The sequence below is a fragment of the Saccharomonospora amisosensis genome, assembly GCF_011761185.1.
Classification (GTDB): Bacteria; Actinomycetota; Actinomycetes; order Mycobacteriales; family Pseudonocardiaceae; genus Saccharomonospora_A; species Saccharomonospora_A amisosensis.
Map to the genome: position 1 here is coordinate 2,549,336 of NZ_JAAOYM010000001.1, position 24,094 is coordinate 2,573,429.

25 protein-coding genes are annotated in these 24,094 nt (G+C 70.2%); 5 read left to right on the top strand and 20 right to left on the bottom strand.

Annotated features, from left to right (window positions below; translation table 11 throughout):
• Positions 1-23: 23 nt before the first annotated feature.
• The gene (locus tag FHU38_RS12470; protein WP_009154485.1) at positions 24-368 is read left to right on the top strand and encodes an RNA polymerase-binding protein RbpA; all 345 of its coding nucleotides are present in this window, start codon (positions 24-26) and stop codon (positions 366-368) included.
• Between the two features lie 84 nt (positions 369-452).
• Here the strand turns inward: FHU38_RS12470 and FHU38_RS12475 are convergent, their stop codons facing one another.
• From FHU38_RS12475 to FHU38_RS12485, 3 genes are read right to left on the bottom strand one after another with little or no spacing between them, the layout of a single operon-like run.
• Complete coding sequence (locus FHU38_RS12475) at positions 453-1,247, bottom strand: polyprenol monophosphomannose synthase (protein ID WP_167170531.1); 795 nt, start codon at positions 1,245-1,247, stop codon at positions 453-455.
• A 16-nt stretch (positions 1,248-1,263) separates the two neighbouring features.
• On the bottom strand, positions 1,264-2,868 hold the full coding sequence (gene lnt / locus FHU38_RS12480) for an apolipoprotein N-acyltransferase (protein ID WP_313886753.1): 1,605 nt from the start codon (positions 2,866-2,868) through the stop codon (positions 1,264-1,266).
• A gap of 9 nt (positions 2,869-2,877) precedes the next feature.
• On the bottom strand, positions 2,878-4,503 hold the full coding sequence (locus tag FHU38_RS12485; protein WP_167170534.1) for an amidohydrolase: 1,626 nt from the start codon (positions 4,501-4,503) through the stop codon (positions 2,878-2,880).
• Positions 4,504-4,600: 97 nt separating this feature from the next.
• Between FHU38_RS12485 and FHU38_RS12490 the strand changes: the two genes are divergently transcribed.
• Together FHU38_RS12490 and FHU38_RS12495 are read left to right on the top strand one after the other, a co-directional pair.
• Positions 4,601-5,980, top strand: coding sequence for a KamA family radical SAM protein (locus FHU38_RS12490; protein WP_167170537.1), 1,380 nt, complete (start codon positions 4,601-4,603; stop codon positions 5,978-5,980).
• A gap of 121 nt (positions 5,981-6,101) precedes the next feature.
• A complete protein-coding gene (locus FHU38_RS12495; protein WP_167170539.1) occupies positions 6,102-7,184 on the top strand; it encodes a GDSL-type esterase/lipase family protein in 1,083 nt (360 codons plus the stop codon).
• 23 nt (positions 7,185-7,207) lie between these two features.
• Here FHU38_RS12495 and FHU38_RS12500 read toward each other — a convergent pair whose 3' ends face one another.
• From FHU38_RS12500 to FHU38_RS12530, 7 genes are all read right to left on the bottom strand, one after another.
• Complete coding sequence (locus FHU38_RS12500) at positions 7,208-7,507, bottom strand: hypothetical protein (RefSeq protein WP_167170542.1); 300 nt, start codon at positions 7,505-7,507, stop codon at positions 7,208-7,210.
• Positions 7,494-7,721, bottom strand: coding sequence for a hypothetical protein (locus FHU38_RS12505; RefSeq protein ID WP_167170545.1), 228 nt, complete (start codon positions 7,719-7,721; stop codon positions 7,494-7,496). The genes FHU38_RS12500 and FHU38_RS12505 overlap by 14 nt, the downstream gene beginning before the upstream one ends.
• A gap of 31 nt (positions 7,722-7,752) precedes the next feature.
• A complete protein-coding gene (locus FHU38_RS12510; RefSeq protein WP_167176006.1) occupies positions 7,753-8,208 on the bottom strand; it encodes an Lrp/AsnC family transcriptional regulator in 456 nt (151 codons plus the stop codon).
• Positions 8,205-9,359, bottom strand: coding sequence for a M24 family metallopeptidase (locus tag FHU38_RS12515; protein WP_167170548.1), 1,155 nt, complete (start codon positions 9,357-9,359; stop codon positions 8,205-8,207). Before FHU38_RS12515 ends, FHU38_RS12510 begins: the two co-directional genes overlap by 4 nt.
• An 11-nt stretch (positions 9,360-9,370) precedes the next feature.
• On the bottom strand, positions 9,371-11,320 hold the full coding sequence (locus tag FHU38_RS12520) for a M48 family metallopeptidase (RefSeq protein ID WP_167170551.1): 1,950 nt from the start codon (positions 11,318-11,320) through the stop codon (positions 9,371-9,373).
• A gap of 14 nt (positions 11,321-11,334) precedes the next feature.
• Entirely contained in the window at positions 11,335-11,937 is a 603-nt protein-coding gene (locus FHU38_RS12525) for a LemA family protein (RefSeq protein WP_313886754.1), read from the bottom strand.
• Between the two features lie 95 nt (positions 11,938-12,032).
• Entirely contained in the window at positions 12,033-12,707 is a 675-nt protein-coding gene (locus FHU38_RS12530) for a dienelactone hydrolase family protein (RefSeq protein ID WP_167170554.1), read from the bottom strand.
• Positions 12,708-12,829: 122 nt separating this feature from the next.
• Here FHU38_RS12530 and FHU38_RS12535 point away from each other — a divergent pair, with 122 nt between their 5' ends.
• On the top strand, positions 12,830-13,822 hold the full coding sequence (locus FHU38_RS12535) for a 5'-3' exonuclease (RefSeq protein ID WP_167170557.1): 993 nt from the start codon (positions 12,830-12,832) through the stop codon (positions 13,820-13,822).
• On the opposite strand, the gene FHU38_RS12540 is transcribed toward FHU38_RS12535, so the two are convergent.
• The 4 genes from FHU38_RS12540 to FHU38_RS12555 form a co-directional block, all read right to left on the bottom strand.
• The gene (locus tag FHU38_RS12540) at positions 13,810-14,235 is read right to left on the bottom strand and encodes a DUF4333 domain-containing protein (protein ID WP_167170560.1); all 426 of its coding nucleotides are present in this window, start codon (positions 14,233-14,235) and stop codon (positions 13,810-13,812) included. The genes FHU38_RS12535 and FHU38_RS12540 overlap by 13 nt on opposite strands.
• Before the next feature lie 36 nt (positions 14,236-14,271).
• Positions 14,272-15,477 (bottom strand): GNAT family N-acetyltransferase, encoded by a 1,206-nt coding sequence (locus FHU38_RS12545; protein ID WP_167170563.1) that lies wholly within the window; start codon positions 15,475-15,477, stop codon positions 14,272-14,274.
• A gap of 43 nt (positions 15,478-15,520) precedes the next feature.
• Positions 15,521-16,273, bottom strand: coding sequence for a DUF4333 domain-containing protein (locus FHU38_RS12550; protein WP_167170567.1), 753 nt, complete (start codon positions 16,271-16,273; stop codon positions 15,521-15,523).
• Positions 16,274-16,425: 152 nt separating this feature from the next.
• Entirely contained in the window at positions 16,426-19,185 is a 2,760-nt protein-coding gene (locus tag FHU38_RS12555; RefSeq protein WP_167170569.1) for a DEAD/DEAH box helicase, read from the bottom strand.
• A gap of 90 nt (positions 19,186-19,275) precedes the next feature.
• Between FHU38_RS12555 and FHU38_RS12560 the strand changes: the two genes are divergently transcribed.
• On the top strand, positions 19,276-19,641 hold the full coding sequence (locus FHU38_RS12560; protein WP_167170572.1) for an MmcQ/YjbR family DNA-binding protein: 366 nt from the start codon (positions 19,276-19,278) through the stop codon (positions 19,639-19,641).
• Positions 19,642-19,643: 2 nt separating this feature from the next.
• On the opposite strand, the gene FHU38_RS12565 is transcribed toward FHU38_RS12560, so the two are convergent.
• From FHU38_RS12565 to FHU38_RS12590, 6 genes are read right to left on the bottom strand one after another with little or no spacing between them, the layout of a single operon-like run.
• Positions 19,644-20,525 (bottom strand): diacylglycerol/lipid kinase family protein, encoded by an 882-nt coding sequence (locus FHU38_RS12565; protein ID WP_167170576.1) that lies wholly within the window; start codon positions 20,523-20,525, stop codon positions 19,644-19,646.
• 6 nt (positions 20,526-20,531) lie between these two features.
• The gene (gene tatC, locus FHU38_RS12570; RefSeq protein WP_167170579.1) at positions 20,532-21,491 is read right to left on the bottom strand and encodes a twin-arginine translocase subunit TatC; all 960 of its coding nucleotides are present in this window, start codon (positions 21,489-21,491) and stop codon (positions 20,532-20,534) included.
• A 50-nt stretch (positions 21,492-21,541) separates the two neighbouring features.
• Positions 21,542-21,856 carry a Sec-independent protein translocase subunit TatA gene (gene tatA, locus FHU38_RS12575; RefSeq protein ID WP_167170582.1) on the bottom strand — a complete coding sequence of 105 codons (315 nt, stop codon included), beginning with the start codon at positions 21,854-21,856 and terminating at the stop codon, positions 21,542-21,544.
• Positions 21,857-21,908: 52 nt separating this feature from the next.
• Positions 21,909-22,115: a bacteriophage holin gene (locus tag FHU38_RS12580; protein WP_167170585.1), complete on the bottom strand. Its 207-nt coding sequence runs from the start codon at positions 22,113-22,115 to the stop codon at positions 21,909-21,911.
• A 10-nt stretch (positions 22,116-22,125) separates the two neighbouring features.
• Positions 22,126-23,106 carry a helix-turn-helix transcriptional regulator gene (locus tag FHU38_RS12585; protein ID WP_167170588.1) on the bottom strand — a complete coding sequence of 327 codons (981 nt, stop codon included), beginning with the start codon at positions 23,104-23,106 and terminating at the stop codon, positions 22,126-22,128.
• On the bottom strand, positions 23,103-24,086 hold the full coding sequence (locus tag FHU38_RS12590) for a helix-turn-helix transcriptional regulator (protein WP_167170591.1): 984 nt from the start codon (positions 24,084-24,086) through the stop codon (positions 23,103-23,105). Before FHU38_RS12590 ends, FHU38_RS12585 begins: the two co-directional genes overlap by 4 nt.
• Positions 24,087-24,094: the final 8 nt, after the last annotated feature.

A 24,094-nucleotide genomic window follows, 5' to 3' on the forward strand; every position in this document is an offset into this window, starting at 1 on the left:
GAGCCGACTGAAAGGACCCCATCATGGCCGACCGTGTTCTTCGTGGAAGCCGGTTGGGAGCGGTCAGCTACGAGACCGACCGCAATCACGACCTCGCCCCTCGACGTACCGTTCGCTACTCGTGTCCCAAGGGCCACGAGTTCGAGGTGCCGTTCTCGGACGATGCCGAGATTCCGTCGGTGTGGGAATGCCGGTTGCACGGCAGTGAGTCGGAGATCGTGGACGGCGGGCAGCCTGAGCCCAAGGAGGCCAAGCCCCCGAGGACTCACTGGGACATGCTGCTCGAGCGACGTTCCATCCCGGAGTTGGAGGAGTTGCTCAACGAGCGACTCGCCGAGTTGAAGGGCAGGCGAGGCCGCACGGCGTAGCGGCCGCGAGCCGACCGCTCCCCCTTGGCAGGCGGCGGGCCCCCGCGACAGTGACTGTCGCGGGGGCCCGCCGCTGTCATGAGGTCAGCGCCGCACGCGTGACCGCGACGAGCGCAGCCCGCGCAGCAGCGTCCGCAGTTGCTCGGCCCGGTGGCGCAGGCCCCACTGCGCGACCTTCAGCGCGGCCTCCCCCACGATCGAGCCGCTCATCTTCGACTCACCGGATTCCCGCTCGGTGAAGGTGATCGGCACTTCGAGCACGTCGAAGCCCGCCTGCACGGTGCGCCAGGTGAGGTCGATCTGGAAGCAGTAGCCCTGCGAGGTGACCTCGTCCAGTGCCAGCTTCTCCAGCACCGGTCGCCGGTAGGCGCGAAACCCCGCGGTGATGTCGTTGACCCGCACACCCAGCGCCAACTGGGAGTACAGGTTGGCCACCCGCGAGAGCAACTGGCGGTGCCTCGGCCAGTTGACGACGGCGCCGCCGGGCACGTAGCGGGACCCGATGACCAGGTCGGCGTCGGCGAGGGCGGCCAGGACCCTCGGCAGGTCCTCCGGCGCGTGCGAGCCGTCGGCGTCCATCTCCACCAGCGTGGCGTAGCCGCGGTCGATCCCCCAGCGGAACCCGGTGATGTAGGCGGCGCCCAGTCCGGCTTTCTGGGTGCGGTGCAGCACGTGGACGCGGCTGTCGGCAGCGGCCAGCTCGTCGGCGACCTCGCCGGTGCCGTCAGGGCTGCCGTCGTCGACGACCAGTGCGTGGACCTGCGGGAGCGCGGCGTGTAGCCGTTCCAGCAGTGGCGTGAGGTTCTCCCGCTCGTTGTAGGTCGGGATGATCACCAGCACCGGGTCGATGGCGCCGGTATGGGGTTTCCCCTCCGCCATAGACTCCCCCTTCTCGTCACGTGTCGTCGGCTACGGTGCGCCGCGTGCGCGGCCGGAGCACGAACCCGGTGACCACGGCGGCGAGCGCGGCACCGATGAGCACGTACTCGGTCCACGCACCGAGTCGATCCGACAGCGTAGTCTCCTGCCGCAGTGGCACGTCGGCCACCAGCGTCGCCGCGGTGTACAGGCTGGTCGACTGCTGAACGCTGCCGTCGGGTGCCACGATCGCGCTGATCCCGCTGGTTGCCGCCACGACGGCGGCCCTGCCGTGTTCGACGGCACGTAGCCGGGACATGGCCAGTTGCTGGTGGCTCATCTCCCCCGGCCCGTACCAGGCGTTGTTGGTTGGCACGACCAGCAGTTGCGCGCCCGCGTCGACCGCGTCGCGGGAGGGATAGTCGTAGGCGACCTCGTAGCAGATCACCGGCCCGGCCCTGGTTCCCGCGACGTCGAGGGCGCCCGCATCGGTACCCCAGCGCATGTCGCGGGTGTTGTCCAGGAACGGGGTGAACCACTTCGCGATCGACCGCATCGGGACGTACTCGGCGAAGGGCACCAGTTCCTGCTTGGCGTAGCGCTGCGTCGGCCCGACGCCGGGTTGCCAGGCGATGACGGCGTTCTCGGTCTGCCCACCCTCGCCCGGCTGGTAGAGCGCACCGATGAGGGTGGGCGTGTCCAGTTCGTCGACGAGGGCGTCGATGGTGGGGTCGTCGCCGAGGACGTCGGTGGCGGTCTCCGGCCAGACCACCAGGTCAGGCCGGGGCAGTGTGCCGTCCCGAATGTCGGCGGCGAGTTTCTCGGTTTGTGCGAGGTGGTTGGCGCGGACGATGTCGCGTGCACCGAGCAGGCCTAGCCCGAGGTCGGGGGCGTTGCCCTGCACCACGGCGACGGTGCGGGTGCCGGTTTGCGCCTCGGTGCCGACGGCTGGCCACACGGCCAGGCCCGCGACGGCGGGGAGCACGGTGGCCAGCGCGGGCGCGATCCAGCCACGGTGGGGTCGCCAGTCTCGCTCGCGGGCGCGCACGATCCACTGCGCGAGGCCGAAGCCGGTCACCAGCACGGCGAAGCCGACCAGCGGGACCCCGCCGACCGAGGCCAGCGAAAGGAACGCGCCTTCGGGCTGGCTGAAGCCGACCCTGCCCCAGGGGAAGCCGTTGGTCGGCCAGCGCGAGCGTGCGGCTTCCTGCAGCAGGAACACCAGTGCCAGCCACACGGGCGCGCCGGGCAGCCTTGCCACGAACGGCATCAGCCAGCAGGCGGCGCCGAGGTAGATCGCCAGTACGGTCGACAGTCCGAGCCAGGGGGCGGAACCGAACTCGTCGCCGAGGAAGTTCTCGATCCAGATCAGGTGGGCGAGGTAGAACGCCAGCCCGAACACGGTGCCGTAGCCCGCGCTGCCCCACGGGCCGCGACCGTGCAGCACCAGGCCGAGGCCGGTGAAGGCCAGCGGGGCCAGCCACCACAGCGGGCGGGGTTCGAAGCTGGCGAAGAACACCAGACCCGATGCCGCGGCCAGGGCGAGGCGGCCGAGCACGGGCAGGAGTCGCCGCAGCCGAGCCCGGCGTGGCTGTTGCGTGGTGGTCACGGGGGTCGCTGGGGTCGCGGCCGTGGCGGTCACTCGTCCAGCCTATTCGCCGGAGGTGAACTCGTCGTAGATCACCCGGCCCGCCAGCACGGTGCGTAGGCAGCGCGGCAGCTTCTCGCCCGGGTCCAGTGGGGGCAGTCCGGGCACCCGGGCGCGGGGGTCGGTGGACCAGCGTTGCACGCGGGTGTCGGGGGTGGCCACCACCAGTTCGGTGGCGTCCCAGATGGCGTAGTGGGCGGGGGCGCCGGGCACCAGGCTGCCGGTGTTGCCGTCGCGGTTGCCGGCGGCGCGGTGACCGGCACGGGTGTGGGCGTTGAACGCGGCCCTTGCCGATATGCCCGCGCCGGGTGTGCGGTGGTGCACGGCGGCCCGCACGGTGGCCCACGGGTCGAGCAGGGTGACGGGCGCGTCGGAGCCGAACGTCAGCAGCAAGCCCTCGGCGGCGAGTGTGGCGAACGGGTTCAGCGTGGTCGCGCGGTCGGGTCCGAGCCGGGTGGCGTACATGCCGTCGCGGCCGCCCCAGGCCGCGTCGAACAGTGGTTGCACCGACGCGGTGACACCCCAGCCGGCCAGTTGGCGTGCCTGCTCGCGGTCGATCATCTCCACGTGCTCCAGCCGGTGTCCGCGCGCGGCCAGCCGTGCCCGTCCGGCGCCGTTCGCGCCGAGCGCCTTCTCCGCGAGGGCGAAGCCCGCGACGACCTCGGTGACGGCCGCGTCACCGATGACGTGGAACCCGGCCTGGATTCCCGCCTCGGTGCAGGTAACGAGGTGATCGGCGATGGCGGCGGCGTCGAGGTAGCGTGCGCCGGTGGTGTGTGGCCGGTCGGCGTAGGGCTGGTGCAGCGCGGCGGTGGCCGAGCCCAGCGCCCCGTCGACGAACAGGTCCCCTGCCAGGCCGCGCGCACCGAGGCGGTGGGCCAACTCCGCGGCACCCAACTCGCCCCAGTAGGCGATGACCTCGGGCACGTCCGGCTGTCGCGCCAGTGCCAGCAGGGCACGCAGGTCGTCCTCACCGGAGATGTCCGGGCCCGCGCATTCGTGGACGCTGGCGATGCCCGCCGCTGCCGCCGCGCTCAGGAACGCCTGCTGGGCGCGGCGGCGCTGCTCCCCGGTGATGGCGGCTCGCGCCGCGCGGCGAACCCGGTGGTGGGCCGCACGGGTCAGTGGGCCCTGCGGTGACCAGCCGTCGGCACGCTCGGCGTCGGGGGCAAGCGCGAGCAGCGCGGTGGAGACCAGCGCGGAATGCGCGTCGACGCGGGTGAGGTACACCGGCACGCCGCCCGCGGCCTCGTCGAGTTCGGTGCGGCTGGGTAGCCGCGGGCTGCTCCAGGTGGTCTCGTCCCAGCCGTGCGCGAGCAACACCTCGCCGGGAGTGGCGGCCGCGCGGACGGCGGCGAGCAGTTCCCCGGAGTCGCCGACCCCGGAAAGGTCGAGGCCGGTGAGATGCAGCCCGGTGGCGGTGGCGTGCACGTGGGCGTCGACGAACGCGGGCGTGACCAGCGCGCCGTCGAGTCGCACGACCTCCGCGTCGGGGTGCAGTGCCTTGCCTGGTTCGTCCTGCCCCACCCAGACCACGGTGTCGCCGGTGACGGCCATGGCGGTGGCATCGGGCGTGCTCGGCGAGTGGATGCGGCCCCCGACGAGCAGGGTGGTGTCGGTTGTGCTCACGGGTTGAGTCTGCCAGCTCTACCCGGGAGAGAAGATTTGTGCCTACTCATAGATATGGCAGGATATTTTCACGACATAACCAACATTAGGAGCAGATGTGACTGCGATCCAGGAACCTGCTACCGAGCTTCCCGAGCAGCCCTACACCTACCGGCGTGCCGAGTTGGTCGAACCCGACTGGCGCCGGTTCCCCGGCTGGCGGGATGTCACCGAGGCCGAGTGGCGCGATGCCCAGTGGCAACGGGTGCACTGTGTGCGAAACGTCAAGCAGTTGCGCTCCGTGCTCGGGGACCTGCTCGACGAGCGCTTCTACGCCGATCTCCTCGACGACCAGCGGCACGCGGCGACGATGTCGATGTTGCTGCCGCCGCAACTGCTCAACACCATGGCTGCGCACGCCGGGTCGGACCCCGGCAAGGTCACCGACGCCTTCTACGCCGACCCGGTCCGCCGCTACATGCTGCCCGTGCTCAGCGACCGTGACCCGGACTGGCCGAGCCACCCGTACTCGCAGCGCGACTCGCTGCACGAGGCCGAGATGTGGGCCGTGGAGGGACTGACCCACCGCTACCCCACCAAGGTGCTGGCCGAGCTGCTGTCCACCTGCCCGCAGTACTGCGGGCACTGCACCCGCATGGACCTGGTCGGCAACTCCACCGAGCAGGTCGACAAACACAAGCTCAGCCTCAAACCGGTGGATCGCCAGGACGCCATCGTCGACTACCTCAAGCGCACCCCCGGGGTGCGTGACGTGGTGGTCTCCGGCGGCGATGTGGCCAATGTTCCCTGGCACCAACTCGAGGCGTTCCTGATGCGGTTGCTCGACATCGACACCGTGCGCGACATCAGGCTCGCGACCAAGGCCCTCGCCGGCCTGCCGCAGCACTGGCTGCAACCCAAGGTCGTGGAAGGGCTGGCGCGGGTGGCGGGAACCGCCCGCCGTCGCGGGGTCAACCTCGCGATCCACACCCACGTCAACCACGCGAACTCGGTGACTCCGCTGGTGGCGGAGGCCGCGCGGACAGCGCTGGATGTGGGCGTGCGCGACGTGCGCAACCAGGGTGTGCTCATGCGCGGGGTCAACGACACGCCCGCTCAATTGCTGGACCTGTGTTTCGCGTTGCAGGACGAGGCCAACATCGCGCCCTACTACTTCTACATGTGCGACATGATCCCGGGCGCGGAGCACTGGCGGCTAGCCGTGTGGCAGGCGCAGGAACTGCAACACGCCATCATGGGCTACCTGCCCGGCTACGCCACCCCCCGCATCGTGTGCGACGTGCCCTACGTGGGCAAACGCTGGGTGCACCAGGTCGCCGAGTACGACCGGGAACGCGGTATCTCCTACTGGACGAAGAACTACCGCACCGGCATCGAACACGACGACCCGGAGGCGCTGGCCCGCCGCTACCCCTACTACGACCCGATCTCCACCCTGCCCGAGGCGGGCAAGGCCTGGTGGCGGGCCGCGGACTGAACCGCACCGAAGGTGTCACCACCGGCACTCGGTGGTGACACCTTCACCTCCACCGACCACGATGGTCCGGTCACGGCGGGGCGGCCCAAGCGATCACCGGTTTTGCGTACACTCGTCCCCGATGTCGCGCTCTCGCTGGTGGCTGGCGGGCCTTGCGCTCGCCGGTGTCGTCGTGCTGGTCGCGGTCCTCGTACTTGTCGATGTCGGCGATCAGGGCCCCACCGATCGGCCCGGCCCGCCGGGCACCGGGCCGCTGACCGTGGTTTCCATGGGTGACAGCACGATCTCAGGCGAGGGCGCAGGCGACTACACCCCGCGGACCAGCGGTCGAGGCGGCAACTGGTGCCACCGCTCGACTAACGCGCTGGTGCACAAGGTGCGCTACGGCGGCGCCGTCGAGTCGGTCAACCTGGCGTGCTCGGGCGCACCGTCAGGACACGTCGCACTCGGCGACGTCAAGCAGTACACGGAGCCGTCGCAGGCTGCCCAGCTTCGCGAACTGGTGAAGACCCACCGTGTGGTGGCCGTTGTCGTCGCCATCGGCGCCAACGACGAGCCGCACTTCTCCCGGCTGATCTCGGAATGCTTCACCGCGTGGTTCATGGAGACCGGTTCCCCGTGCAGTGAGCGCATCAAGGCGGACTGGCAGTCCCGCGTCGACGCGATGGTGCCGAAGGTGACGGCCGCGTTGCGCGACATCCGGACGGTGCTGCGGCAGGCCGGTTACGACCGCGAGGACTACGAACTGCTGTTGCAGTCCTACGCCTCGCCGATCGGCGCGGACATCCCCGAAACCCTGCGTAACCTCAACGGCTGCCCGTTCCGGGTGGACGACCTGAAGTGGGTTGAGCAGACCGGGGCGGTGTCGCTGTCGGCGGGCCTGCGGCGGGCTGCAGGCCAGGCCGGTGCCCGGTTCCTCGACCTTTCCCGCGCCGGGGAGGGACATGAGGCGTGCAGCGGCGGCGACCGTGCCGACAACGAGTGGTTCACCCGCTTCACGGTGCAGTGGGACGACCTCAAGGTCGTGGAGCGCGCCTCGCACGCGCTGCAGGAGTCGTTCCACCCCAACGCCAAGGGCCATGAGCAGTTCGCCCGCTGCGTCAGCGAGTTCCTGGCCACCAACGATCCCGCCGCCGCCTGCCTGGAGGGGCAGGACGGCAACCTGCACGCCGCGCCGTCACCGGCCGCGCGGGGCAACAGCTGACCGACGACCGCCTCGCGGCGGTCTCACAGGTCCAGCGCAGCGCGCAGCGCGCTGTCGATCTGCTCCTGCACGTCGGCGCCGATCTCGGCGACGCACCGGTCCAGCCATGGCCGATAGACCCGGGTGAGGTTCAACGTGGACACCCAGTAGCGGCCGTCGACGGCCACGCCGAGGATGTCCTGCGGGTCGTAGTCGAGCAACTCGGTGCCCAGCAGCCACGGCCGCTGCGAGTCGTTGATGCCGTCCGACGACAGCAGCAGCAGCTGGCGGGCGTGAGCCTGTTGTGTTGGCGGGTGGTAGGTCCAGACCTCACCCCTGCGCACGCAGCTCCTCCAGCGCGGCGGCCAGCTCCACCTCATCGCCGTGCGCCTTGCCGTGGGCGTCCTCGGTCGTGGGCCGGTAGCCGGTGCGCACCGCTTCCCGGCGCGCGGCCTTCGACAGCCACGACGAGACCGACACCCCGTCGGCCTTGGCTGCCCGCTCGGCGAACTCCAGCGCGCTCGCGTCCAGCGACAGGGTCACCTTGCGTGTTGCCATACCAATCATCGTACCGCTCACCGTGCCGTCCTCACAGTGTCGGTGAGCGGCCTTCGAACGGTGTGGACAGCACCACGGTGGTGCGGGTCGAGACCTTGGCCGCTTCCCGGATGCGCCGCAGCAGATCCTCCAGCGCCAGTGGTGAGGCAACCCGCACCAGCAGCACGTAGGACTCGTCGCCCGCCACCGAATAGCACGACTCGATCTCGCTGATGTGCTCCAGGCGCTGCGGGTAGTCGTCGGGCGCGGCCGGGTCATTGGGCGTCAGCGAGATCAGCGCGGTCAGCGGCAGCCCGATCTGCTCACCATCGAGCTTGGCGGTGTAGCCCTTGATCACCCCGCGTTGCTCGAGCCTGCGCACCCGCTGGTGCACCGCCGACACCGACAGCCCTACCCGCTCGGCCAGGTCGGTGAAGCTGCACCGGCCGTCGGCGGCCAGCTCCCTGACGATCGCCTGGTCCAGCGGTTCCAGTGCCCCCACCGTCAGGCATCCAGCACGGTGAGTTCGTGCGGCCGGTTGTTCAACGGCTCGGCGCCGTCGGAGGTCACCACCACGATGTCCTCGATGCGCGCGCCCCACCGGCCCGCCCGGTAGACGCCCGGCTCAACGCTGAACGCCATCCCCGGTTCCAACGGCAGGTCGTTGCCGCCCACCAGGTAGGGCTCCTCGTGCACGTCCAGCCCGATCCCGTGGCCGGTGCGGTGGATGAAGTACTCCCCCAGGCCCGCCCCGGCGATGATGTCGCGCGCCGTGGCGTCGACATCCTGTGCCGTCACGCCGGGCGCCACGGCCGCCACGGCCTCCCGCTGCGCTCGCAGCAGCACCGCGTAGCTGTCGGCCACGTCGGGTTCGCTGGGTTGGCCCACCGCGTAGGTGCGGGTGCAGTCGGAGTTGTAGCCCTCGGGGATGGGGCCGCCGATGTCCACCACGACGACGTCGCCTCGCTGTATCACGCGATCGGACACGTCGTGGTGCGGGCTGGCGCCGTTGGGCCCGGACCCGACGATCACGAACTCGGCGCTGGCGTGGCCCTCGGCCACGATGGCCTCGGCGATGTCGGCGCCGACCTCGGCTTCGGTGCGGCCCGGTCGCAGCCACTCGCCCATCCGGGCGTGCACGCGGTCGATGGCTTCGGCGGCCGTGCGCAGTGCCGCGATCTCGGCCGCGTCCTTGCGCATCCGCAGCTGGCGCAGCACGGGGCCCGCCAGTACCTGTTCGGCCGCACCCAGTGCGTCGCGCAGGCCCAGCACGTGCAGCGCGACCATGGTGTCGCTGACCGCCACCCTGCGCGAGCCCGCGAGCCGGTCGGCCACCATCCGGTAGGGGTCCTCGCCGTCCACCCAGGTAACCAGTTCGACGCCGAGGTCGTCGGTGGGCACGTCGGCGTAGCCGGGTGCCTCCAGCTTCGGCAGCACCAGCGCGGGGGTTGTGGATTCGGACTCCGCTGACGGAACCACCAGCGCGGTCAACCGCTCGAACGAGCCGCCCGCCTGTCCGATGAGATAGCGCAGATCCGATCCCGGTGCGACGAGCAGCGCGTCGGTCCTGGCGTCGGCAGCCGCGCCGCGGGCGCGGTCCAGCCGCGCGCGGAGGGTGGCGGCATCAGGGGCTGGCGTGTGCAACGATCGGCGCGACATGGGTGCAAAGCCTAGTCCGGCGCCGCGTCGGGGGCCGCCCCGGCAGGCCGTGCACCCGCCAGCGGCGGCAGCGGGCAGTGCAGCATCGCGCACACGGTGCGCAGCAACTCCGACTCCTCGATCGTGAGTGTCCCGTCGTGGCCGATCACGGCGACGATCGCCTCGACAAGCCGCTCCTTGGCGCGTGCGGGCAACCCGTCCAGCGTTGGCCAGGCCGCGTCCAGCGCGAGGTGTCCCTCGGTGGGCGGCCGGTACGGCAGGTCGGCGGCGGGCAGCATCCGGGTGAGCCCGGCGCGGTAGGCGGCCTCGGCCGCGTCCGGTTCGGAGTTGCCCACGTCGGCCAGGACGGACAGCAGGGTGGCGATCGCACCATGGGCGCGGCGCGGTGAGGTGTGTCGCCGACCCCACGGCGGTGTGCGATGCGCCGCCTCGTACAGCTCCCGGTGCAGCAACGTCGACAGCGAGTACTCGAACAGGCTGCTCCTGCCATCGGCGGCCGCCAGCGCGGTGATGCCCTGCAACACGGTCTCGATCTCTTGCGCCGGGCGGTGCCGCAGCGCGGGAAGCGCCAACTCCGTCAGCGGCAGCCGCAGCTCGGGATCGAGCCCCGCGAGCGAGCCGGCCTCGCGCCAGGCGGCGTCGGCCAGCGGCTGCCCGAATCGCGCGGCCAGCGTCTGGTACTGGCGGTGCCGAACCTGCTCATCGGCCGACAACAGCAGACCGTAGGTCAGCGGTACCACGGCATCGGTGCGGTGAGCCCGGTCGAGCAGGTCTTCGGGGATGCGCGCCAGCAATGCCCCCGCATGCGGGTAGGAGCTGGCGGCGGGGTTGCCGACGTTGGCGACGACCCGGTCGGGGTGGGCAGGGAACGTGGCCGCCTGCCTGGGCGGTGGCGGCGGTGGTGTCGCTGCGGGAGTGAGCCCCAGCGCGGCGTCCTCACGCAGCCCCGACGGCGGGTGGGCCGACCACTGGTCGCGCAGCCGCCGCAGCTCGTCGGGGTCGAACGTGGGGTCGAGCACCCGGATGCGCTCGACCAGCGGCGGGTGGGTCGCGAACAGCGACACGAACTTGCGGCCCTCGCCGAACAGCATGTGGCTGACGTCCTCGGTCTTGCCGCTGCGTAGCTGCGACCCGGTGGGCAACCCGCCGATCTTCTTCAACGCGCCGGCGAGGCCCTCGGTCTGCCGCGTGTACTGCACGGCGGAGGCGTCCGCCAGGTACTCCCGCTGCCGTGACACCGCCGCCTTGATGAGCCTGCCCGCGACCACCCCGATATAGCCCGCGGCCAGCGCCGCCAACGCGACGATCACCAGCGCGCCCGCGCCGCTGTCCCTGCGCCCGCCGCCGCGTCCGCCTGCCAGCAGGATGCGGCCCACCACGGCCAGCCCCACGATCCCGGCGAGCACACCCATCAACCGGATGTTGAGCCGCATGTCACCGTTGACGACGTGGCTGAACTCGTGGGCGATCACCCCTTGCAGCTCGGCCCGGTTGAGCCGTTCCAGCGCGCCGCCGGTCACCGCGACGGCGGCGTTGGCGGGCGACCAGCCCGCGGCGAAGGCGTTGATGCCGGGTTCGTGTGGCAACACGTACAGGTCGGGAACGGGTGCGCCGGAGGCGATGGCGATCTCCTCCACCACGTTGCGCAGCCTGCGCAGGTTCGGGTCAGTGGTGTCCTCTGGCACGGCCACGCCGCCGAGGCTGCGGGCGACCCGCGCGCCACCGCCGTGGCGCAGCATCACCGTCCTGATCCACGAGGTGAGCCCGATCAGCGCCGCGGTCACGCCGCTGACCACGGCCAGCGTGGTCACGACCGTGTCGGTGGGCGCCTCGGCGAGTCCGAACGCCAGGTAAGCCGCGAGGTCGACCACGGCGACAATGCCGACCACAGCCAGCGTGAAGAGCCACACCAGCCGCACCGACACCTTACGTACCGACTGCTGACGTTCGAAGAAGTTCATGGCCACCCGCGGCGTCAGAACGAGATGCGCGGCGCCTCGCGCTGCTCTGGTTCGTCGATGACGAGCAGCGCGGCCGGACCGAACCCGAACATGCCCGCGAGCAGGTTCGTCGGGAACGTCTCGCGCTTGTTGTTGTAGGCCATCACCGAGTCGTTGAACGCCTGCCGGGCGAAAGCGACCCGGTTCTCCGTGGAGGTCAGCTCTTCCGACAGTTGCATCATGTTCTGGTTGGCCTTGAGGTCGGGATAGGACTCGGCCAGCGCGAACAACCTGCCCAGTGTCTGGCTCAACGCCGTCTCCGCGCCGGACAACTGCTGCATCGCGGCGGGATCACCGGGCTTGCCCCTGGCTTCCTGCTGGGCGGCGACCGCGCCGCCCCTGGCCGCGACGACCGACTCCAGCGTCTGCCGCTCGTGCCGCAGGTAGCCCTTCGCGGTCTCGACCAGATTCGGGATCAGGTCGTGCCGCCGGGTGAGCTGCACGTCGATCTGCGCGAACGCGTTCTGGTAGGCGTTGCGGCGGCGGACGAGGCCGTTGTAGCTCGAGATCGCCCAGATCACGAGCAGCAACACCACGACGGCCGCCACCACGAGCCCCACGATGGCTGCGGTACCCACTGCTGGCCTCCCCTGCTCGACGCTGTCCAGCATAGGCGCAGTAGGGGTGTGGGGCGCGCAGGAACAGCCGGGACCCGCGGTTCGGCTCGCTTGGCTCAGTCAGGTTCCGGCGAGCCGCCCTTGACGTGTTCGGCGAAGAAGCGCAGCACTCGCTGCCAGGAGTCGGCCGCCGCGGCGGGGTGGTAGTTGCGCCATTGGTCGTTGAAGAAGGAATGCTTGGCGCCCGGATAGACCTTCAGGTCGTGGGCGGTGCCAACCGCTGCCAGTTCGGTGTCCAAGATCCGTGCGGCTTTGGTGGTGAGGTCCCTTTCCGCCCATGAGCCCACGACCGGGCACAGCCGGCGGATTGCCTCACGCGGCCTGGGCGCGGCACCGTAGAACGGCGCGACCGCGCTCAACCGGTCGTCAGCGCACCCCCAGGTCAGGACAATCGAGCCGCCCAGACAGAATCCGATGGCGCCGATCCGGTCACCGTCGACCGCGGAATGGTCGGCAAGCTGACCGAGCGCGGTCTTCAGTGCCGGAACACCGTAGTGCTCGAGATTCCCGGCCATCGCTCCCACGAACATTCGGGCCATGCATACGACACGGTTGCGGTTGCCGAACAGGTCGACCCCGAGCGCGGCGTACCCCTCAGCGGCGAAACGCCGGCAGATGTCGCGGATGTTGTCGTTGAGGCCAGCCGCCTCATGGATGACCACGACCCCCGGACAAGGTCCTTCCTCTTGGGGAAGCGCCAGGTAAGAGGTGCCAGGCAGTTCGCTCCTCATCGCCTCAGTCTGCCCCTGACAGCGTCCCAGGAGGTATCGCTTGACCGCGGCGTCTCCCACGGGGCTGCGGGCCGGCGATCATCCCGTCGGCGCGGCCGGAAACCGTGTGGCAGGCTGTGCGCGTGACAGCTCCGCTTGCCCTGCTCGACGCCGCGAGCCTGTACTTCCGCGCGTTCTTCGCGGTGCCGGAGTCGCTGACGGCACCGGACGGCACCCCGGTCAACGCCGTGCGCGGCTTCGCGGACACGGTCGCGCGAATCCTCACCGATCGCCGGCCCGGCAGGCTGGTGGCGTGTCTGGATGCCGACTGGCGGCCGGATTTTCGGGTCGAGGCGTTGCCCAGCTACAAGGCCCACCGGGTTGCCGAGCAGGGCGGTGCCGGCCAGGTGGATGTCGAGGAGGCGCCGGACACCCTCGGCCCGCAGGTACCGATCATCCTGGAGTTGCTGGAGGCGGTGGGATTGGCCACGGCGCAGGCCCAGGGGTTCGAGGCCGACGACGTGATCGGGACGCTGGCCACCCGTGAGGACAGGGACCCGGTTGAAGTGATCACCGGAGACCGTGATCTGTTCCAGCTCGTGCGCACCGAACCGGTGCCGGTGTCGGTGATCTACGTCGGCAGGGGCTGGGCCAAGGCGCAGGTGCTGGGGCCGGCGGAGGTCGCCGAGCGCTACGGGGTGCCGGTGGACAACGCGGGGCCCGCCTACGCCGACATGTCCATGTTGCGGGGCGATCCTTCCGACGGGCTACCGGGCGTGCCCGGCGTCGGTGAGAAGACCGCGGCGACACTGATCACCCGGTTCGGCTCACTGGAGGCGCTGCTGGCGGCGGCCGAGGCGGAAAGTCCCGACCTGCCCGCGAAGACCAGGGCCAAGCTGCTGGCGGCGGCCGACTACCTGGCGGCGGCACCGGTGGTGGTCCGGGTCGCCCGCGACGCGCCCGTGGTGTTCTCGCGGCAGGACCGGGTGCCGGACTCTCCTGCCGATCCCGACCGGGTCGCCGAGCTGGCCCGGCGCTGGAACCTCGGCGGTTCGGCGGAACGGCTGCTCACCGCCGTCAGCAGTGTCACCGCCACCCTGACGACCAGGCAGGGTGAGCAGGCTCAACCGGGGTAGCCGACCTCGTACTCGCCGTCCTCGTTCTTCACGGTGATGGGCACCCGCTGGGTGTCGCCGTCGACGACCGCGGTGCAGTCGAACGTCAACCCGACCTCCACCGGCTGCTCGGGCGGGCAGGTAACGCTTTCCACCCCTTCGATGCCGTAGCTGTCGGTGAGGATGCGCAGCACCGAATCCCGCATCACTTCGGGGTCGAACACCCTGGGAAGCGGGGTCAGCGGTGCCGAGGCGGTGCCGTTGGTGTCGTCCGGCGGTGGCGACACCATCGACTCCATCGCCGCCGTCGAGCTGCTTGTGGTCTCCGCCAGGGTCAGCGACGGTGTGGCACCTTTGCCACCGCCGCTGTCGCAGGCGGCGAGCAGCAGGCAGCCACCCGACAACATCGCCAACAGCACAGTGCGTACCCGCAACGCCGGACACCCCGAGAAGTTGATCGTGACTTCGAGTCAGAAGAAGGTACCGCACCACGGCGTGGCGCGCGTACCGAACAGCCGATCCGCCTGCTCGGCGACACCCTCCCCCGCCAGCCGCACGCGCCCGACCCGGGCCAACGCCGACGGTCGCCAGCCTCCGAGGTAGATCATCGCCAGCGCGTCGACGCCGAGCCGCAGCCGCGGTGCCGAGTCGGTGCGCTCGACCCCGTCCGGACCTACCAGGAAGCTACCGGTGTTGCTGGCCAGCATCGGATCGTTCACCTCCACCACCAGCGGTTCCCCCTCCCAACTGCGTGCCGCCAGCGCGGTGGGCACGTCGATCAGCCGCAACCACGTCTCGTCTGCCGTGGCGGTCACCTCGCAGGCTCGGGGGTCGGTGAACAGCAACTCCACCGGTTCCCCCAGCGGCCTGCCGTCGGCCCTGATCTCGTCGACGAGGTCGACTCCGAGCAGGAACCGCCACAGCCCGGCGAAAGCCTCCGCGCTGCCCGCCTGCAGATCCAACAACCGCATGGTTCCCACGAACCCGGACTGCTTGCCCACCACCCGGTACAGCGCGAACCCGTCGGCACCGTGCGGCCCGTGATGGAGCACCGTGACCACGGGCTCGTCGGTCTTGCGCAGCGCGATCCACATCGACCGCCACCAGTAGGAGCTGCGCGTCATCATGCCTGGCAGGCGGGCCATGTCGGCGTAGATCCCGGGCAGTCGTTCCGGTGCGGTGTCGAGGTCGAGCAGTTCGCATTCACCGCCAGCGGGCACCTCGGGCCGCAGCCGGGCCAGCCTGCTGTTCACCGTCAACGAACGGCTGAGGGTGGCAACGCCGTAGCCGAACCGGCCGTAGATCACACCTTCCGTTGCGTACAGGCTCGCCGCGGGCACCGCCCTGCGTGAGAAGTCGTCGAGCTGCGCGCGCATCAGCTCGGTGAGCACGCCACGCCGGGTGCGGTCGGCACGCACACCCACACCGGTGACCGCCGCGAGCGGCACGGTGGCGCCGCCGGGAACGGTCAGGTCCGCGTCGGTACTGCGGGCGGTGCCCAGCAGCTCACCGGTGCCGGAGTCGAACACACCGAGGTTGCGCCCTGGCTGGTACGCCTGCTCGGCAACAGGCCATTCCTCGTCGGAGAGCGGCTTGGCATGCAGCGCGGCCCGAAACAGCCCGCTGGCCGTGCGCAGTTCCTGCGGCCGCAACGCACGTGTCACAAGATCCGTCATGCTGCCGATCCTGTGCGCATTCGCCCGCGCCGCGCCACCGGATTTACTGCTTCTGCTGGATCTGGCCGACCTCGTAGTGCCCGTCGTCGCTCTTGACCTTGATCGTCACCGACTGCTGCTGCCCGTTGATCGTCACCTGGCACTGGAACTCCGTGCCGGCCTTGACCTCCTGGTCAGCTGGGCAGCTCACGCCCTGCACTCCCTCGACGGCGTAGCTTTCGGTGAGCACCCGCTGGATGTCCTGCTGCATCTGCTGGTTGTCGAACACCTTGGTGACGAGCACGCCTGGCCACAGGAACAACACGACCGCCGCCGCGGCGACCACGACACCCAGCGCGGCGATGCCGATCCACAGCCCCTTGCCCTTGGACTGCCCCTGCCCCGGCGGTGGTGCCCCGTAGCCGGGCTGGCCATAGGGCTGCTGCCCGAACTGCCCGAACTGGCCCGGCTGGCCGTACCCCGGTTGACCGTAGGGCTGCTGCCCATAGCCGGGCTGGGGCTGCTGCCCGAACTGCGGCTGCACGCCGTACTGCCCCGGCTGGCCGTAGGGCTGCTGCCCATAGCCGGGCTGGGGCTGCTGCCCGTAACCCGGTTGCTGACCATACGGAGGCTGCTGCGCCTGCTGACCCGGGTCTCCCAGCTGACCCGGCTGGCCGGGTTGGCCGGGTTGGCCGGGTTGGCCGGGTTGGCCGGGTTGGCCGTAGCCACCCTGGTTGGGAAAGCCCCCCGACGGGGACCCCGAAGGCGGTTGCTGGCCCCACTGTTGAGGGTCGTTGCCTCCGTACGGCGTGCTCATCGTGTGCCTCCGCCACTCCACCGACATGTTTGCGCGCATCCCGTGTGCCGACAGCGCCGACTGTGCCGACTGTGCCCGCAACGGTGTCGTGCGCGATCCAACCACACCGGCACGCGCAACACACGCAAAGGGCACGAGGCGGCCCGACCGGGTCAGACCACGCCCGCGGCCACCACACCGCGGCGCAGCGACCGCACCGCCTTGGCGGCCGTGCCTCCCACCGGATGCTCCTTGCCGAGCACGTCCCTTATCTGGTCGAGAAGGTCGATCACCTGCCTCGACCAGCGGACGAAGTCGCCCGCGGACAACTCCTGACCGTTGGCGTCCGCCGCGGTCAGCACGCGCTCAAGCGACTCACCCCGCGCCCAGCGATACACCGGCCACGCGAACCCCGCGTCCGGCTCCCTGGTGCGGTCCAGCCGGTGCCTGCGTTCGTCCTCCACGAGATCGGCCCACAGCTTCACCGTCTGCTGCCACGCGCCCGGCACCGCACCGGAGGGCAGCTTCGGTTCGGCCGCCGAGTCCTTGCGCGCCTCGTACACCAGCGCGGACACCACGGCCGCGAGTTCGGGCGGGGTGAGCCCGTTCCACACCCGGTGCCGGATGCACTCGGCCGCGAGCAGGTCCGACTCGCTGTACAGCCTGGACAGCAGCCGCCCGTGCTCGGTGACCTCGTTTCCGCCTTCGCCCAGGTAGCCGCGCTCGGTCAGCAGCGACCTGATCCGGTCGAACGCGCGTGCCAGCGAGTGTGTCGTGGCCGCCACCTTGCGTTCCAGTTGCGTGTTCTCCACCGACAGCCGCTGGTAGCGCTCCACCCAGCGCAGGTTGGCTTCGCGCTCGGCAAGGCCGTGTGCGGGGTGCGCGCGCAGCTCACGGCGCAGCGACACCAACTCGGCGTCGGAGTTGACGTCGCTGTGCCGCCGCTGTCGCTTCGGCCTGCTGATGCCGGTCTCCCGCAGCGAGGAGGCGATGTCGCGGCGCGTCTTCGGCGATCGCAGTTCCACGTACTTGGGCAGGCGTAGCCGCCCCAGCGGTTCCACGGGTGCGGGGAAGTCGGTCACCGACAGCGCTCCCGACCAGCGGTCCTCGGTGACAACGACCGGCCTCGGCTCCCGGATGGGGTCCAGACCGGGGTCGACCACCACGGCCAGCCCGGCCCTGCGGCCAGCGGGAACCGAGATCACGTCGCCCTTGCGCAGCTTCTCCAGCGACTGCGCGGTCTCCGCCCGCCGAGTCGCCGAGTTCTGCCTGGACAGCAGCTTCTCCCGCTCGGAGATCTTCCTGCGCAGTTCCAGGTAGGACAGTAACTCGTCGAACTCCCCGGTGACCGCCTCGGCGTAGCCTGCGAGCGCCTCCTTGTTGCGCTCGATGCGGCGGGACAGGCCGACCACCGACCGGTCGGCCTGGAACTGGGCGAAGGACTGCTCGAGCAGTTCCCTGGCCTGCGCGGCACCGAACTGGCCGACCAGGTTGATGGCCATGTTGTAGCCGGGCCGAAACGACGAGCGCAACGGGTAGGTGCGGGTGGAGGCCAGGCCCGCCACCTGGCGGGGGTCCACTCCCGGCTGCCACAGCACGACGGCGTGGCCCTCGACGTCGATGCCTCGCCGTCCGGCTCGGCCGGTGAGCTGGGTGTACTCGCCAGGGGTCAGGTCGACGTGGGCCTCGCCGTTGTACTTCACCAGCCGTTCGAGCACCACGGTGCGGGCGGGCATGTTGATGCCCAGTGCCAGCGTCTCGGTGGCGAAGACGGCCTTCACCAGGCCCTGCACGAACAGGTCCTCGACGGTTTCCTTGAACGCCGGAAGCAGGCCGGCGTGGTGGGCGGCGATGCCCTGTTCCAGGCCTTCCCGCCATTCCCAGTAGCCCAGCACCGCCAGGTCGGTCTCAGGCAGGTCGGGGGTGCGCTCAGCGACGATGCGACGCACCTGCTCGGTCTCCTCGGGCGTGTTCAGCCGCAGCCCGGAACGCACGCACTGCGCCACGGCGGCGTCACAGCCGGCACGGGAGAAGATGAACACGATCGCCGGCAGTAGCCCGGCCCGGTCGAGCCGGTCGATAACCTCGATGCGTGAGGGCGGGCGGTAGCGCGGCAGTCGTGGCGGCTGGCCCCTGCGTGCGCCGCGAGGTCCGCGCAGCGCGGCGGGGGCGTGCATTCGCGCGGCGTCCTCGACCTTCCGCAGCAGGTTGGGGTTGATCTTGGGTTCGCCGGTGTCCCTGTGCTCACCCGCGAACAGGTCGAGCAGCCGCCCTCCAACCATCATGTGCTGCCACAGCGGCACGGGCCGATGCTCGTCGACCACCACAGTGGTGTCACCGCGCACCGCCATGAGCCACTCACCGAACTCCTCGGCGTTGCTCACCGTCGCCGAAAGGCCCACGAGGCGGACGTACTCGGGCAGGTGCAGGATGACCTCCTCCCACACCGCGCCGCGGAAGCGGTCGGCCAGGTAGTGGATCTCGTCCATCACCACGTAGCCGAGATCGCGCAGCGTCGTCGAGCCCGCGTACAGCATGTTGCGCAGGACCTCGGTGGTCATCACCACGATCTGGGCGTTGCCGTTGATGGCCGTGTCGCCGGTGAGCAGCCCGACAAGTTCCGGGCCGTACCGCGCGGTGAGGTCGGTGTACTTCTGGTTCGACAGCGCCTTGATGGGCGTGGTGTAGAAGCACTTGCGACCCTCGGCCAGCGCCAGGTGGACGGCGAACTCGCCGACGACCGTCTTGCCCGCACCGGTCGGTGCGCACACCAGCACCCCGTGGCCGTCCTCCAATGCCTCGCAGCCGCGTAGCTGGAAGTCGTCGAACTCGAAGGCCAACTCGCCGGAGAACCGGGTCAGCTCGGGGTAGGAGCCTCGCCGCCGCGCGGCCGCATAGGCGCCTGCGGGGGTCTGTGAAGTGGATGAGCCCACGGCGCCAGGGTTCCATACTCGTGGCAGGCCGTGCATGCGGCGGGTGCGCGAGCGCCGCCACGTGTCGGTGCCGCGCACTAGGCTGGCCGGATGACTCCACGGGACCTGCGCGCAGCCTGCCTCGCCCTGACCGGCGTGCGGGAGGAGTTCCCGTTCAACGAAGCCACCAGCGTGTTCAAGGTCGAGGGCAAGATGTTCGCGCTCAGCGCACTCGACGCCGCGCCGCTGCGGGTGAGCCTGAAATGCGAACCGGACCTGGCGCTGCGGCTGCGGGCGACCTACCCTGCCGTCACCGCCGGCTACCACCTGAACAAACGCCACTGGAACACCGTCGAGCTGGACGGCTCGGTGCCCCACCAACTGGTGCTGGACATGATCGAGGACTCCTACGACCTCGTGGTGGCGCGGCTGCCCAAGGCGACGCGGCAGCGACTGGGCTGGCGCCCCGAGTCATGACCTCAGCCGAGGACGGTGAGCGCCTCGGGAACGCAGGTCACGGTTACCGGCAGTGTGCCGAGCGGCTCGCCATCGGCGTAGGCGGGCCAGTCGTTGCCCGACAGCGTGACCTGCCTGGCGCGCAGGGTGCGCACGGCGGGGTGGTTCAGGTGCTTGCCCGTGCGCAGGGTGGGCAGCATCCGGATGAGCTGGCCGCGGCTGGCCCGCCCCACGACGGTCAGATCGAACAGTCCGTCGTCGGCTCGTGCGGAGGGGCAGATCGGGATACCGCCGCCGTACCACCCGGTGTTGCCTACCGCCACGAGCGTGGCCTCCAGGTCGAGCCGGTCGGTGTCGGTGGTGACGGTCAACCTTCGCGTCCGAAACGAGGCCAGTTCGGCGACGACGGCGAGGTCGTAGCGGCGCGGCCCGCTGGGCCAACGCATCCGGTTCGCGCGCGCGTTGACCGACGCGTCGAACCCGGCGCACAGCACGGTGCTGAACCAGGTGTCGCCGAGCCTGCCGAGATCCATCTTGCGGGTACGGCCCGCCAGCAGCGCCGCCGCCACGGCATCGACAGCGGCGAGCGGATTGGTCGGCATACCCAGCGCTCGGGCCAGATCGTTACCGGTGCCGGAGGGAATCACGCCGAGCGCGATGTCGGTGCCAGCGCAGAACTGCACGGCCTGATGGGCCGCGCCGTCCCCACCGAGCACCACCAGCGCGTCCAGCCCTGCGCCGTGTGCCTCACGCATCAGGGCGTGCGACTCCTCCACCGTGTTGGCCGCCAGCAGATCCAGCCGGTCGGTGGCGCCACGCAGCCGTGCCGCCACGGTTCCGGCCACCCTTGCCGCCGCACCCTTGCCTGAGTCGGGATGCACGGCCAGCGCCACTCGAAGTCCCATCGGCGGCTACGTCACGTCGTCTGTACCGGCGTTGCCGGACTGCTTGGCGCGGGGCTCGTCGTCAACGGACGTGGGGGTGTAGTCGAACGGCGCCGCCTCGTCGTCGGCGAGCTGATCCCAGCCCTCCTCGGCCCGGTGCCGGTCGCGCTTGCGGTCGTGCAGCCTGGTGAGCTGCAGCGCGAACTCGAACAACAGTGTCAGCGCACCCGCGAGCGCGATCATGGAGAACGGGTCGGCTGGCGTCACGAACGCCGCGAAGACGAACAGGATGAAGATGATCCCGCGACGCCACTTCTTGAGCTGCTCGTAGCGCACCACGCCTACCCGGTTGAGCATCACCACCAGCAGTGGCAACTCGAAGCTCACGCCGAAGATCAGCAGCAGCGAGACCACGAACGAGACGTACTTGTCGCCGGTGAACCAGGTGTCGAACGCACCGCCACCGAAGTTGGTCAGCAGCTCCAGCGCGTGCGGGACCATGAGGTAGGCGAGCACGACACCGAAGGCGAACAGCACGCTGGCGAAGCCGACGAAGGTGAGGGCGTACTTGCGTTCCTTGGAGTACAGCCCCGGCGCGATGAACGCCCACAACTGGTACAGCCACGCCGGGGCGAATAGCACGGCACCCGCCGTCAGGCCGACCTTAAGCTGGATCATGAACGCCTCGAACGGCACCGTCTGCAGCAGCCTGCACGGCGGTTCCTTGGGGAACCGCTGCTCGGGCGGGATAGCGCAGTACGGGCCGGTGACGAGGTCACCGAGCGACGGGATGGGACCGACCCGGTTGCTGAACCACAGGAAGCCGACGATTCCACCCGCCACGAGCGCGAGCAACGCGAAGCCCAGCCTGCGGCGGAACTCGTAGATGTGCTCGATCAGCGTCATGGTGCCGTCGGGGTTGTGCCGACGGCTGCGCGCGCGCCGCTTGCTCCCGCGCCGTTCGCGCTTGTCGGGGGAATCCGCCACGGGCAGCTTCCGTTTCTTGTTCGCGGTCGAAGGGTCGGCTCAGGCGGGCGCTACTTCTGGGTCTGGTCGAAGCTGGAAGTGGCCTGCTGCTTCTTGAGCTCGTCCAACTGCCGCTGTAGCTGCTCCACCTGGGTGTCGGTGTTCACCTGTGCGGACTGGGGCAGCTGCCTGGTCTCCGGCTCGGTTGCCTGGTTGGTCTGCGTGGCCGCCTCACCGGACTCGCCACGCATGTCCTTGGTCTCGGCCTTGAAGATCTTCATCGACTTGCCGATCGACCGCGCGGCGTCCGGCAGCCGCTTGGCACCGAACAGCAACACCACAACAAGGACCAGGATGATCAAGTGCCACGGCTGCAAAGCATTCATCGGTGGCCTCCTCACTCGTTCAGGGTCGATCGTACTTACTCGCGGTCGCGGATCAATGCGTTCGGCGGCGCCGACCCCCCACGGCGACCCGGAGTGCAGCCCACCGTGCGCGCAGCAGCCCGAGGTGATCGCGCGTACTCGTAGACACCATGCTGGCCGTGTCGCCATACCCGCGCAAGAGTCTGGCTACACGCGTTCCCAGAATTCCGAGTACTGCGATCCCGATGACGACGAGCACGATGCTCAGCTCGTAGAACACGGTAGGAAGCCTACTGGTTCAAAGTGACGGGAAGATGACGTGCTCGCGCCAGCGCGTCGGCGGCTCGCTTGCGTACGGCTTGCGCCAGAGTCGGCGGCTTCTCCACCGTCAGCTGCCCTCCGAGCCGCAACACCAGCCGCACCAGCCACGACTCGTCGCCGTAGCGCATCCGCACCCGCAGCCTCCCGCCCTCGAGCTCGGCCAGTTCCTCGCACGGGTAGTACTCCGCGACCCACCGCGCGTCCGGTGCCAGCACCAGCTCGGCTTCTGGATAGTCCGGTCGGGGCGAGAACACGCCCTTGGTGAGGTCGGTCGGCTCGGCACCGCGCGGCGGCGCGGCGGGTTCGGGCAGGACCACCAACTCGTCGACCCGGTCGAGCCGGAACAGCCGTACCGCGTTCGCGCGGCGACACCACGCCTCCAGGTAGCCGACCCCCTGCACGATCAGCAGTCGCATCGGGTCCACGGTGCGTTCGGTGATCTCGTCCTTGGATGCGGTGTAGTACCGCATCCGCAGCGCCCGGCCTGCCTGCAGCGCCTCGCGCATCTTCTCGCGGGTGCGGGCGGTGTGCCGGGCTTCCCGGACCCCGTGGCCGACCACAACGCCGGACGGCTGCGCGTCACCGGCGGCCGCTTCGATCTTCGCGATCGCCCTGTGCACCGCCTCGGTGTCGACCACACCAGGAGTCTCGGCCAGCGCCTTCAGCGCGATCACCAACGCGCTGGCCTCGCCGCCGGTCAGCCGCAGCGGCCTGCGCATGCCCGCGTCGAAGGTGACCGAGACGGTATCGCCATCGAAGGACAGGTCGATGAGGTCGCCGGGACCGTAGCCCGGCAACCCACACATCCACAGCAGCTCCAGATCCTTGCGTAGCTGCTTGGCGCTGACATCGAAGTCCTGCGCGGCCTCCGCGATCCGGATACCTGGCCTGGCCAGCAGGTAGGGCACCAGAGCCAGCAGTCGCGGCAGCCGCTCGGCCGAACCGCTCATGCCGACACCCCCTGCGCCACCCGCTCCAACCGGTCGGTGACCGCCTTGGCCAGCACGTCCGGTTCCAGCACGAGCACATCCGGCCCGTATCCGGCGATCCAGTCGGCCGCGCCTTCCGGGTAGTACAGGTCGATCTCGACAATGTCGCCGTCGGTGTCGTCCACAGCCATCCGGTCGAGCACAGTGGCGCGCCTGCGCACACCCGCCGCACGCCCGTCGGCCAGCCACAGCCGCGCCTTGGCCACCGGCGAACGGTCGTGGTCACGCTCACCCGAGCCCGCCACGAACTCCAGCAGATCCACATCGGGTGGCCTGCGCACCGTCGAAGGAGCCCCCAACGTGCGGACCTGACCGGTGATCCGCGACAGCCGGAAGCAGCGCGGAGCGTCGCGGTCGCGGTCGTAGCCCACGACGTACCAGCGCGCCCGCCAGGACACCACACCCCACGGTTCCAGCGTGCGTGGGCGGCGCTCCGGTGATCCCGACCGCCGGTAGTCGAAGCGCACCACCTGTCCCTGCTGCACCGCCGAGAGCAGCGGAGCGAACGCGGGCTCGGTGTGCACCCGCTGCTCGACGATCGGCGGCGCGTTCTCGTCCACCTCGACACCCGCGGCACGCAGCTTGACCAGTGCACCCTGCGCCTGCCCTGTCAGTTCGGGCGAATCCCACAGCCGCACCGCCAGCGCGACGGCGGCGGCCTCGTCCGGCGCCAGCTCGATCTCACCGAGCTCGTAGTCGCGGCGAGCGATGCGGTAGCCCTCCACCGGGTCGAAGGCGGAGTTGCGCCCGGTCTCCAGCGGGATACCGAGTTCACGCAGTTCGGTCTTGTCCCGCTCGAACATCCGGGAGAACGCCTCGTCGGTCGCGGCGTCGGAGTACCCGGGCACAATGCCGCGAATCCGCTCGGCGGTCAGATACTGCCGAGTGGACAACAGAGCGAGTACCAGGTTGACCAGGCGCTCAGCACGCGCGGTGGACACCCTGCCAA

Excerpts from the sequence above, each read along its gene's own strand:
- FHU38_RS12470 (WP_009154485.1), top strand. The coding sequence starts at position 24 with ATGGCCGACCGTGTTCTTCGTGGAAGCCGGTTGGGAGCGGTCAGCTAC.
- FHU38_RS12475 (WP_167170531.1), bottom strand. The coding sequence starts at position 1,247 with ATGGCGGAGGGGAAACCCCATACCGGCGCCATCGACCCGGTGCTGGTG.
- FHU38_RS12495 (WP_167170539.1), top strand. The coding sequence starts at position 6,102 with ATGTCGCGCTCTCGCTGGTGGCTGGCGGGCCTTGCGCTCGCCGGTGTC.
- FHU38_RS12505 (WP_167170545.1), bottom strand. The coding sequence starts at position 7,721 with ATGGCAACACGCAAGGTGACCCTGTCGCTGGACGCGAGCGCGCTGGAG.
- FHU38_RS12515 (WP_167170548.1), bottom strand. The coding sequence starts at position 9,359 with ATGTCGCGCCGATCGTTGCACACGCCAGCCCCTGATGCCGCCACCCTC.
- FHU38_RS12520 (WP_167170551.1), bottom strand. The coding sequence starts at position 11,320 with ATGAACTTCTTCGAACGTCAGCAGTCGGTACGTAAGGTGTCGGTGCGG.
- FHU38_RS12530 (WP_167170554.1), bottom strand. The coding sequence starts at position 12,707 with ATGAGGAGCGAACTGCCTGGCACCTCTTACCTGGCGCTTCCCCAAGAG.
- FHU38_RS12545 (WP_167170563.1), bottom strand. The coding sequence starts at position 15,477 with ATGACGGATCTTGTGACACGTGCGTTGCGGCCGCAGGAACTGCGCACG.
- FHU38_RS12550 (WP_167170567.1), bottom strand. The coding sequence starts at position 16,273 with ATGAGCACGCCGTACGGAGGCAACGACCCTCAACAGTGGGGCCAGCAA.
- FHU38_RS12560 (WP_167170572.1), top strand. The coding sequence starts at position 19,276 with ATGACTCCACGGGACCTGCGCGCAGCCTGCCTCGCCCTGACCGGCGTG.
- FHU38_RS12565 (WP_167170576.1), bottom strand. The coding sequence starts at position 20,525 with ATGGGACTTCGAGTGGCGCTGGCCGTGCATCCCGACTCAGGCAAGGGT.
- tatA (WP_167170582.1), bottom strand. The coding sequence starts at position 21,856 with ATGAATGCTTTGCAGCCGTGGCACTTGATCATCCTGGTCCTTGTTGTG.
- FHU38_RS12585 (WP_167170588.1), bottom strand. The coding sequence starts at position 23,106 with ATGAGCGGTTCGGCCGAGCGGCTGCCGCGACTGCTGGCTCTGGTGCCC.